Annotated in this window: 5 protein-coding genes; all 5 read right to left on the bottom strand. The window is 43.8% G+C overall.

Translation table 11 applies throughout. From position 1 onward, the window contains the following. Window positions 1-31 precede the first annotated feature (31 nt). The 5 genes from PV783_RS15345 to PV783_RS15325 all read right to left on the bottom strand — a co-directional run bounded on the left by PV783_RS15345 (window position 32) and on the right by PV783_RS15325 (window position 11,108). Window positions 32-523, bottom strand: a complete 492-nt coding sequence (locus PV783_RS15345; protein WP_420988610.1) for a hypothetical protein — start codon at window positions 521-523, stop codon at window positions 32-34. A 16-nt stretch (window positions 524-539) separates the two neighbouring features. Beyond that, window positions 540-6,218, bottom strand: coding sequence for a PA14 domain-containing protein (locus PV783_RS15340; RefSeq protein WP_420988609.1), 5,679 nt, complete (start codon window positions 6,216-6,218; stop codon window positions 540-542). Window positions 6,219-6,245: 27 nt separating this feature from the next. Beyond that, window positions 6,246-7,334 carry a hypothetical protein gene (locus tag PV783_RS15335; RefSeq protein ID WP_420988608.1) on the bottom strand — a complete coding sequence of 363 codons (1,089 nt, stop codon included), beginning with the start codon at window positions 7,332-7,334 and terminating at the stop codon, window positions 6,246-6,248. A 9-nt stretch (window positions 7,335-7,343) separates the two neighbouring features. Continuing rightward, window positions 7,344-9,635: a hypothetical protein gene (locus tag PV783_RS15330; protein WP_420988607.1), complete on the bottom strand. Its 2,292-nt coding sequence runs from the start codon at window positions 9,633-9,635 to the stop codon at window positions 7,344-7,346. A 126-nt stretch (window positions 9,636-9,761) separates the two neighbouring features. Next, window positions 9,762-11,108, bottom strand: coding sequence for a hypothetical protein (locus tag PV783_RS15325; RefSeq protein ID WP_420988606.1), 1,347 nt, complete (start codon window positions 11,106-11,108; stop codon window positions 9,762-9,764). Window positions 11,109-11,254 lie beyond the last annotated feature (146 nt).

Here is an 11,254-nt window from a genome sequence, read left to right as displayed (position 1 = left end):
AAAAAATATGCGTATAGTTCCGGACATCAGATCATTTCTTTTTTTCATAGTAACAGGTATAAACCAGTTTTACAGGTAGTTTTGATTGCTTATCTACATAATTGCCCGGTGGCATATTAATTGTCAATACAATACCATTCAGGATATGATACTCCCATGAGGGGCCTTCCGTTACCGGTTTATTATCTGGCTTTAATCCCTGTGATCTGAAATAGATCAACTGATCATTTCCCCTGACAGTATACTTGCCCGCTTCAACACCATAGCTGTGTATAATGGTGCAATCTTCCATACGGAAGGATATAGATAGCGGAACAAAACCGCGCACCATTGCTATTGAGTCCTTAGAGACTATTGTCCTGCTGTCCAGCAGTCTTCCGCCATCCTGTGCATATAGTTTGGTAGCGACCTTCGTTATCACCCATTCTCCCACTAACTCCCTGGCGGCAGGCGAAGTTTGTTGTGCCGATAGCTGTATTGTAAAAAAAAGCCCGATCCATAATAAGATAATCCGTATATACATTACCGTGATTTTATAATTAATAAACACATTCCTTCACCTGCTTCATCGCATCTTCTACCTGCCAGTTCTGCTTGTATTCCACCATTGAGGCATTAATAATATCCCGGCTTTTGTCAATCACCAGTTGATAATTATTCCCCGTTTTCACCAACGGGTTCTTCATCATTGTTACACCACCAATAGTGGTACTGATATTTTTACGTCCGGAAGTAATCACTTTCAGCGAAACATCTTCTCCTGTGAAGGGAACACCTTCTCTCGTCATGAAATAAATATCCGGAGCATTGCCGTTTAAGGCATTGGCATCCACTGCCCATATCCTGCTGTTACTCGGAAAATAGGCCAGTCCTCTTTTATCGCTTCCACAAGCATCTCCATAAATACGGTTACGGGAGTAGATCATTATTTCATCACCAGATGCAAAAAGCTGTTGTTGTTCTGCCGCAGGCAAACCAGAAACAATTTTTCCATTCTTTATATCCAATCCTTTCAATTCGGTATTGATGTTTTTATAAGCGCCTGACATTCCATCGTATGCCCATGCTGCCGGGTACTTGAAGTCATAAATGGAATCACCAAATTCATTCTGTGTGGCAGTAAGCAATACATTCCCGGTTTCACTATCATATAGCAGATTACGCGTTATCACCTTGCTGCCTTTATCAATCACTTCCACCCGGTCGACAATACCATGACGGGTAATGACTTTGGTAGCGGCAGCAGATTTAAAGATATTCTCTTCATTTTGAGGAAGTGGAAACCCTGTAGGGATATAGAAATAATAAGGGAATATTACAAAACCATCTGAGTTGATATTCAGATTATCACTATGCGTACGGAAGGTTTGCTGACGCATATCCATCATCAGTTCAATATTCTTTCCTATCAGGGCGGTAGTGTCAATTTCACCTTTTGCATTGATTGTAGTAACCGTATTGGAAAGATGTTTAATTTCCAATGAATCATTGTCGACACGATAATAGTAAGTGGTAGCAGCAATCGGATCTTTTCCGCCTTCGGCAAAAGTAGACCGCGACCTTAATTTACCATGCATGTCATTAAGTTCTATTTTAAAACCCTGACTGATGGCCAGGTGATACCTTGCATTAATTTTCAGCAAACTTGCCAGTGTAGGCTTAAACCGGAATTTGGAAATATTATCAATTTCTGAACTCTCTACAATAGTGGGGAACTCATAACTCGTATAAAAACAGGTTTCTTCCCTTCCGTTTGCCGAGCGGGTATTTTTTGTATTAACAGACCTGGTGGTTACTTTAGCATATCCTACACTGGCGCCAGGAAAGAAACCTTCTCCCAGGGGAGTTTCCACATAGCTGGTAAATACCGGGGCCAGGAATGCGGCCTGTTCTCTATAGATGGCCGGTGTATGCCAGGGATTTTCATCGCCCCCTAAAACTGGTTCATAGGTAGCCACCCCACTGCTAATTTCTTCCTCTCTACCATTTATCTTCTTTACAGTAGTATACTTAAACTCCGTTCCATAAATTGATTCTTTCTGCTTCGTCATTTTATTCCAGTGGTCATAGATCAACAATCGCTTCACCCTTAACCCACCTCCATATTTTTTATAGTATGGATCATTCAACCTCGCAAACGAACGGTTAAGATCCACTTGCTGAGCCCATCCCTGCTTACGTGCATTCTTGTCAAAACTCACCAGGTTTTGCAATGGTCCCTTAGCAAGATTGGCAATCATTTTAACAGCCTCAGCTATCTCCAGCGTTTCACCTGTATTTGAACCGGGGAAGGCCTTTGAAGGAAGATTCAACCGCAGGAAATGTACTGCCGCCTGGGCCAGCGGGCTAAAGTCACCACCTTCTTCTCCTTCCTTACTGATAGCCCGGAGCTTTACATAAATTGTATTCCCGTTAATAAACCCGTAATCATTTGTATCAATGAAGCCATAACATGGCACATACTCATTTCCGCTTCCAAAGTCATCCGATGGCATTTTTACGTTCATCTTAAAAAACAAGGTATCATGTAACCCAGTCAGATAATTATTGAATACTTCCTGTTTGGTAGTAACTGCTTTTGGCACATTAAACGCTACATAAAGATTATCGTGTTTCCAGGTTAGCCCATGCTCATATAAATGATTGTTCAGATCCTGCAGCTGTGTTGGTTTTCTTTCGGAAAATCCGGCAATACTAATCATCCTTGCAGCGCGGCGGTTTTGTACAAAAGCATAATCATCTCCTTCATATACTACCTTAATCCGTCCGCCTGATGGCAATGTGATAGAATCCAGCGTCCACGCACCTGCATTGGCGGCAGCTATAGTGCTGTCCTGTATCGCATAAGGATACTCCGGGTTAGTCATTGGTTTACCATTGACGTCGATAGGATTCTGGGAAGCCGCTTTATAATTCCCCCACCTGTCAAATGATTTACTATTATAGCCAGGGTTGTTGGTATTATAGTTAAACACATAAGCATTCTGTTGCGCTCTCTTAATGTTTGTTTTACTTTCATTACCATTATAAGAGAACCATACCTTTTTCAGCGTAAGCTTGCCCGCATTACTTTCAGGTGCATTTACACCCGGGCACAGTTCATAACTGTATTCAAAATGCACTGTTTTTACCGGTTTGGGCTTGCTTTTCTTATTCAGGTAGTCTGCTTTTACATAGAGGTTAATTTCCTTTAATCTTTTTGCCTGGTGCGTGTTAAGGATCTTTACGCCATGTTCGTCAATGGGTAAAAGATCTTCCCTGTCTTCCAGGGTAAATGTAGCCACCATGTTCTTTGACTCAATTGAGTTCAGATACCACAATTCCTTTTCACCATATACATAGCTTCCTTTGTCGTCGCGGGTTTCTGTAAGGAAACCTTCATTATAAGTAGCATTTTTTGTATACGGGGTACGCCATTTATATGGATTAGCATTGCTGGCAGTTCTGGTATAGTTGAATTTTACTGCGTTGCCCGCATCATCATCTGAAATGCCATCGCCGGTTATATCCACATAATCAGGAGACACTATTCCTGTAAGCAGGAAGGAGTGCGCATAGGCAGGAGTTTCCTCTGATGTAAAATAATGATCGTTCCCATTCTGATTAGTAACGTCATCATCGCGGGTTGGATCGTTCGGGTTTGAATTATAAGATACGGTCCCTTCTTCTCTGTTACCATTCTCGTGCTTTACAGAAAAGGTTACTTCCTTTTGCCGGAGGTTATATACCGGTAACCCATATACGTATTTTTTACCATCGTCATTCAATACATCGATCTCGGAAATGTGATGAGCTTGCCGGATACTATCTACCCTTTCTTCCTTTGTCAGCTTTCCCGGTAAAATGGTATAGCTGTAATTCTTATCCGTAGTATATATATCATTCGCAGTGATTGCCTTGTTTCCATAATAAGCATTCAGGTGAATTCTTCCATCACCACCTGCATTGTAGTACTCCACCATCAGGTCGTACATATTATCTTTCTCCAGATTCACCTGGAACCCACCATCAAAGGGAACCCCGCTTCTCTTCCAATCCCAATCATACTGATCAGTGCTGAATTTTACGCCATTTATATATACTCTTATACCGTCATCTACATTGAATCTAAAGTCATACGGCGCAGTTGCCGGTGCCTTTAACCGGCCATACCAGCGGCAGGAGAAATCAACTTTATTCGGTAATCCTGAACGATAGGTGAGTCCCTTCACACCAACACCAGCATCATCGAAATCTATAAAACCATCGATAATTGTTGTCTTCTCATCTTCAAAATTCTGCCCTTTATAACTCTTTCTGTAGAACCCGTGTTTTTCTTCAGGCGCAGAAGAATAGGTGTCGTTACAATTGCCGAATACATACTGGTTCTCTCCGTAATTTTCAATCAACTTTGTAAGCCCTACTTTACTGGCTTCGTCTGCAGTAAGATAAGAAATCACCTGGGTACGCTTGTCGCGCTCCCTGCTGGAAGCATTGATATTATTAAAGGACAGTTCGCCGATGTATTTACCGCCCCGGTATCTCCATAAGGCTTCAGTAGTAGAAATCGCTGGCGTATTGTTACCTGTTAACTGGGGAAATACAATGTCATCTCCTCCCAGTTTTTCATAATAAGCTTTCGGGTTAATACTGGTTTCCCCCGGATTTTTAAAATACACTGCTTCGTACTGCTTCTCTGATTTGGTAAAGGCAATTTGCTTTGCCAAAGGATTATTCTCCTGCCAGGGGGAATTTATAGTATAGGAACGCGTCATAGAAAGATCTACTCCGCCATGCAGTGCATTACCTAATCCGAGTTCTCCTCCGAGGCTTTGGGATTTGTCCCGTGTACGCATATAGTGATCATATACATACCCGATATCATTGCGATAAGCACGGAACATACCACCTGATCCTTCCCCTGAAATAGAGAATACATCACTGGTATAGGAAGGAATGGCAATATTCTTAATCCCTTCTTTGATTGGCATCTCACGTTCCCGGTTGTAGTCCATTAAGGCATTATCATGTAAGGAGCCTTCATAGAAATGGAGATACCCATAAGCAGGCAATCTCATCACTCTATCTGCCGGCGCTATGTACTGACGCGATTGATAACCGGTGGCAAAAGCATTAGGGTGAAACCCGTTGATCTCTCCCCCGATAGCAAACTTACCGGTAAACATCACGCTGGTATATGGGATGCTCATTGCGGGCGTAGAGCTTGGATACGCATAAGAAATGTAACTGGAAAAATTCAGCACACTGGCAGATCTTCCATAAGTGGTCGTTTTCGTTACTTCCTCACCTGCTGCATTCTTTTCTTTCACCTCTTTCTCATATTGCCGGTATTTATTCAGTCCACCTGAAAACTGCAACGCCTTCATACCACTCCTGGTATTATAAGTGAGAGAACTGGAGATATTTCCGCCATATACGGTATGGTCCTTTGTAGCCTCCTGTTGCAGGGCAATACTCAGCCCCGGGCTTATCGACAATCCCTCCTGCTGGGTATTCATACCCAATCCCAAACCTGCTGTCAGCGTTCCTCCTGTCTTATTACTGGCACTTAAACTGGGGTTAAGGCTTATTTCCATTCCCCAGCCGCGGTAAGTATTCAAGTAAGCGCCTATAGATGCGCTTGCGGAGAGAGAAAGCGCGTCCTTCACCCCTTTAAGATCCCATCCAAACATTTCCGCTCCAATACCCAGCGATCCTCCGGTTGTTTTATTCTCTTTTATTGTTACCGTTTTTGTCACAGAATCCAATCCGTTGAAATCATCCGGCAATCCACGTACATTCCTCGTGATGGTGCCCGGGTTAATATTCCACCCTAACCCCGTCCAGCTGGCTTCCTGGTCCATAGAAATACCGCTGCTGTAACCCAGTGCAATAGGATATCCTCCCACATCCATTAAAGGAATATTATAAGAGAAATCACCGGAGAAGAGGTCCACCATATTATCACTGTTCACAGAATGGAAGGCTTCCGTTTCCGGCTGGGTAGGACCGCCGATTCCTTTTCGAGGTGCGGCAGGCACAGCTGCAGGGGCTTTCACCGGCATCCGTGCAGCCACTGGCGAAGGTATGTTTGATGTATATACTTCTTCCGGCGCTGCGCGATACACACTTCTCCCCTTCCCTAACGCATATGCAGGAACGATCGTTTCAAAATAAATTAACGCCAACATCACACACGCGATCGTTTTCTTCCCCTTTGCTGTAAAAGCCAGTATCATTTCAACGTAATTTTATAGATCCAACTATTAGTCTTCTTTCGTGTAAATAAATTTCATCTGCCAGTATTCCTGCCGGGAGTTCAGCAACCGGAACAGGTACATCTGGCCGGGCTGTAACCCTCTCCGTTTCTCCAGGGAAATATCCAGTTGGTTACTACCCCGCTTAACAGCTAATGTTCCCGTATACACAGCGTTGTTACTGCTCAGTGAAATCAGTTCATAGGTTACCGTACTATCAGCTGTTTCATTATTATAGCCCAACTGCAGCTGCCGGCCACCGTGCATCACAGACCCGTCAAGTTCTTTACGCAACTGTACATAGGCATTAACATTCATCCCATTATTCTGGCCGTTGTTTTTTACCCGGAATGTCCATACTTCTGTTTGCGCTGCGAATAAATTGCCATTGCGCGCAATTACCGACCAGGCATAGGTATGGGCGGTATCCAGCTGCACGCCGCCGGAAGGATAATTCACAAAAATGTTCTTCAGCCGCGGTACTCTCAGCACGGGGATATTTTGCTGAATGGCTTCTTCGGCCGATTGGTTCCCGTGTACTTCCGTCAGGATCATTTCATAATTAAGGTCGCTGAACATGTTCAGCGGAGCTGGTGGCAACCAGGTAAACTGAGGTAAAAACGTAACCAATTCACTCTGATTAGCCGGACTGTTCAATAGTGGCGGGCTTACCGGCTCCACCGTAAATGGCACACATTCTTCTCCCGGCTGAAATCCTGATTTATCACCTTCTACCACCAGGCTGTAACACGCCAGATAGTTACCCGCAGCCAGAAAGCCATTTACACTACGGTCTGTTACGGGTGAAAAATATTCATATTGTACCGGCATAAAGTCTGCAGTCTGGAATTGCCGTGCACCTTTGTTCATAACAACCGTGCGGGTAATACCTGTAAGCACCGGCTGATTGGTACGCACGTCAGTTAACCGCATAGTGATCCTTATGTTAACGGTGGCGTTGGAGGCAGATACCAGCGCAATATTCCACAGCTGTGCCTTCAACACAACTCCTGCAGGAGGCAGTTGTACGGTCATACTAACCTGTGCGCCTGCACGAAAGCAGCACAACATCATTAGCAGGAATAGGGATCTCTTCATATTAAATACTTAAAATATTCTGGTATAGGTAAGCCGCCCCGTTTTATTGGGAACAAGCTGCTTATTCACGCCGGGAACAAATCCCTTATCTCCCATCACAGTAATGTCTCCAATTTTAGGAATACTTACCCTCGCATTGGCCGCATAACCGGTTTGACGTATTTCAAATTTTGTCTGGTAATTATATTTCAGTCCGCCTCCTAACTCCAGCCACTGCAATATCCTGTACTGCACATTGCCGTCTGCTCCATATACTGCATAATCAGTAGTGGTAGCGGACGACAGTCCACCGTTCAGCGTTAGCCTGCCTAAGAAAACCGTTTGATTCAGCAACAAATTGGTGCTGTTGAAATACACAAAATTGCTGTCAGTTTGATGATTATAAAACCGTGTACCGGAAAACATAGTATTCATATTAATTCCCCTGTACTGGTAGAAATAACTGGCGGTACCCACCAGGGTGTAAAAAAGATTCTCCATGTACCTGTCTTCTCCCAATTTCATCAGTTGCGAGGATGGGAAGTAGCCTACAGACAATACCGGCCATTTCTTACGCCGGAAATTGGCCTGGATGCTTTTAAAAACCGTATTACTCCGGTAGCTCGAATTCTCGAAAACACTGGTATACACATTCTGTCTGACAGAACCAATAAGGGTGAGCTGCTGTTTAAAAAACGGCTGCGTTACCTGCACCATCCAGGCATCCTGTGCAGAGCCCGTTGCGTATAAACTAAACGATTGGAAATTTGCCCCCATCCGTTTATACATTCCATTGATGCGCGTGGCCGTATACGGTATATAGGAAAAGGAGCTTACAGCATAGGCTTCATTACTATGATCACTGAATCCAAGCATGCTACTGGCTAATCCCCGGTGATCTGCACTCCGCATGTAATAAGGCTGCGATGACTTGGCAACTTCTCCCACCAGGTAATTATTCCTGTCCAACTGCCATCTTCCTTCCAGCGATAATCCCATTATCTTAAAATCTGGCGCCTCAATATTCCCGCCGGCTGGTGGAATAGTGTTAAAGTTGTAGACCTGCTTCTTACCTGTATAAAAAGAAAGGATGACATGGTTTCCCTCTTTCATGCCCGCGCCTACCCTTACCATGTTCAGATACTGTCTTGTGCGGTTTTCATTTACTATAAAATCACGGAAGCGATAATCAACTGCACCGGTGGCAAACGCAACATACCAGGAAGGATTGAGCTCTACCTGTACACCCATGATACTGATGTTCTTTGCCGTGAGCTCAGAGTAATCTATCATTGTGCGGCCAAGTCCAACCGACCTCACTGCCAGCAAGGCTTTATAGCCTTTGGGAAGTATTGAGTCCGGCAGGTTCAACGATTCCAGATTGTCTGTCAGTTCCTTATTGGTACGGCTATATTGTAAAGCATCCATCAATGAACCTTTGCGGGCGCCATATGTTTTTTCCTTTTGCTGGTATAGTCGCTCATTAGCGGATAAGGCCAGCTCCAGGGAGTCGAGCAACGCTTTTTTTGTATCATATTCTTTCCGGAAACGGAATAAAAGGCTGTCTTTCTGCGTTAGTTTCTTTACCGGTAACTCGGATGGCATATCCAAAGCAGGACGTTTGGTAAGATTCGCCAGCTGCGTCAGGGAATCGTTCAACCGTTGCTGGTATTCCCGTTCCTTTATAGCTACCAATCTTTCAAGTTGCACCGGAGAGTTAAACCATGCTTTCAGTTTATTAATTTCATTCCAGTCGTAATCCAGTTGTTGCTTCAACTTTTCCAGCGCTACTTTTTGTTTCAGCTTACCGGCATCCCACCCCCTTGCTTTTGCAATCAGCATATTCTTAAAATCCCGGTTGGTGTACTGGAAGTTGATGCCCGTAATATTCCGGAACAGGTAGGAATTTCCTTTGCTGGTACTGAATGACAAATGCAGCGGGTATTGGTCTTTTACTGTAATATCCAGGGTTGTTTGCACCGTATGCTGGTAAATATCCTTTTCGAGATATGGCGTATCGCTGTACGACTGATAATACCCGTCGTAGGTAATATTACCATGTATGGTCAGTAAGGGTTTTCGTGTAGCCATTACCGGAACTGAATCAATGTGCTTTCTCCGGATCGTCTGGAAATGGGTATCTCCCGGAGGAGAGGCATACAATACTACCAGCACAGGCAATTTCATCTTACATCCGGAATGAATATAGTAAAAGCTGGTATCTGATGCTCTACCGTTGTTACCGGGTAAATGCACCTGTGCATCACTCTCATAGGAATAAATAAGGGATACCAATAATAATATCAGGGATATACTTCTCAAACGTAAATTATCTGTCGGTATAGGTTAACATAATTAGGTATAATTTTCAAGAATAATATTAACAATAGCAAAAATATAAATATATTCAACATTTAAAGATAATCCGGATGCTTTTTTAAAGAAATTTTAGTTCAATATATACCACGCCACCCCACTACTTTGCAGCTGCACCGTTTTATTATAAGTATTAACCTGAACAGCCGCCGGACTTCCATCTATCAGTTCGCCACTCTGGGCTTGTATCGTCACAGCCAAAGTATTATCTGAAATTTTCTTGATGTTGTATAATCTTCCTTTATGACCGGCTGCAGCAGGCAGCGTTACGGTCATTGCCGCCGTATTACTGATAAGTACCGTGAAATCATTTGCTCCCAGCGTAATCGCAGTAGTAGCATTGCGTACGGGCATGATGCCTGTTCCGGGAGCTTTCAGCTTTACGATGCCATTGGCATCTGTTGTAAGGATACTATCTCCGGTAGCATTATTTTTAGCGCCGGCAATGCGTACATTGCCGTTAACATCAAGCAAAGCAACGGGTGATATGGTACCTATACCCACACTACCGTTGGGGACTATACGTAACCGCTCCGTGTAAGCGATGGGACCAGTGCGTTGACCTATTACTACATTCGACTGATAAGTGTTTCCCGGCACGGAAACAATACCCATATAAACCGACTGGTAAAGATGCTCTTTATTAACCACCTGGAAAGATATGCCGGCATAGGTACTATCCTTATGAGACATATTGTACAGGCCGGCCATTGTACCCAGCGGATAATTTAACTGCTTATTGGCAGGGTCATAGATCGCGGAGACTGAATCTGATACACTGAGCCGGAAACCCGTTGATGTTGAATTGATACTGACAGAGCCATCCGTCTTCATCCCTTCTTTCAGCGTTACAATCCCTGTAGATCTCTCAATCGTCATCACATTCCCCACAAATGCACCGGTATCGCTATACCTGGCCAGCCGGAAATCAGACCCCTGATTACCGGTTCCGGTTTCCGGATTATAAAGGAACGTAGCCCAGCGGGAAATACTCCCCTCCGGTTTCAACATTACAGTGTGGGGTGAATTGACCCTGTTATTGGTCATAAAGGCCCCTGCCCTGCCGGTTCCATCTATCCAGAAATTAGATAACAACTGTGCCGCAGCACTCTGCTGGCGAATATACAAAGGATCTGAGAGCGGTCGGATAAGCCTCCCTAAAGCAATGGTATCCTGCCCTTCTATGGCGAGAGAAGTATCATTTACCTGTTTTAACCGCAGCCTGCGGAACTCTGTTCTCCCAAGCCCCTTGTTATAAAGGAATCCGGCTGTTTTTTGTGTACGGTTCTCCAGTATCAGTTCAGCGGTATCACAAGTGTTATAGATCCTTACACTGTCGGCCCGTATCTGGTAAACCACCTGGGCAAAACAACTACTTACAGAGAAAAACAATAGCAATGAAAACAAAACAAACTTCATAGGAACAGCTTTCCGGGTTATAAAGGCATAGGATTTTACACGAACGCAAATGTATGTTTTTAAAGATATATTTACTATTCTTCAAAAAAAAGAATACCCTATACAATTTGTAGGATAATAAAATATCTTTGACCTGCCAGGGTAAA

This window comes from Chitinophaga sp. CC14 (genome assembly GCF_048957795.1).
GTDB lineage: Bacteria > Bacteroidota > Bacteroidia > Chitinophagales > Chitinophagaceae > Chitinophaga > Chitinophaga ginsengisegetis.
The sequence above is the reverse complement of the archived record's forward strand: the minus strand, read 5'-3'. Positions and strand labels throughout refer to the sequence as shown.

Excerpts from the sequence above, each read along its gene's own strand:
- PV783_RS15340 (WP_420988609.1), bottom strand. The coding sequence starts at position 6,218 with ATGATACTGGCTTTTACAGCAAAGGGGAAGAAAACGATCGCGTGTGTG.
- PV783_RS15345 (WP_420988610.1), bottom strand. The coding sequence starts at position 523 with ATGTATATACGGATTATCTTATTATGGATCGGGCTTTTTTTTACAATA.
- PV783_RS15335 (WP_420988608.1), bottom strand. The coding sequence starts at position 7,334 with ATGAAGAGATCCCTATTCCTGCTAATGATGTTGTGCTGCTTTCGTGCA.
- PV783_RS15325 (WP_420988606.1), bottom strand. The coding sequence starts at position 11,108 with ATGAAGTTTGTTTTGTTTTCATTGCTATTGTTTTTCTCTGTAAGTAGT.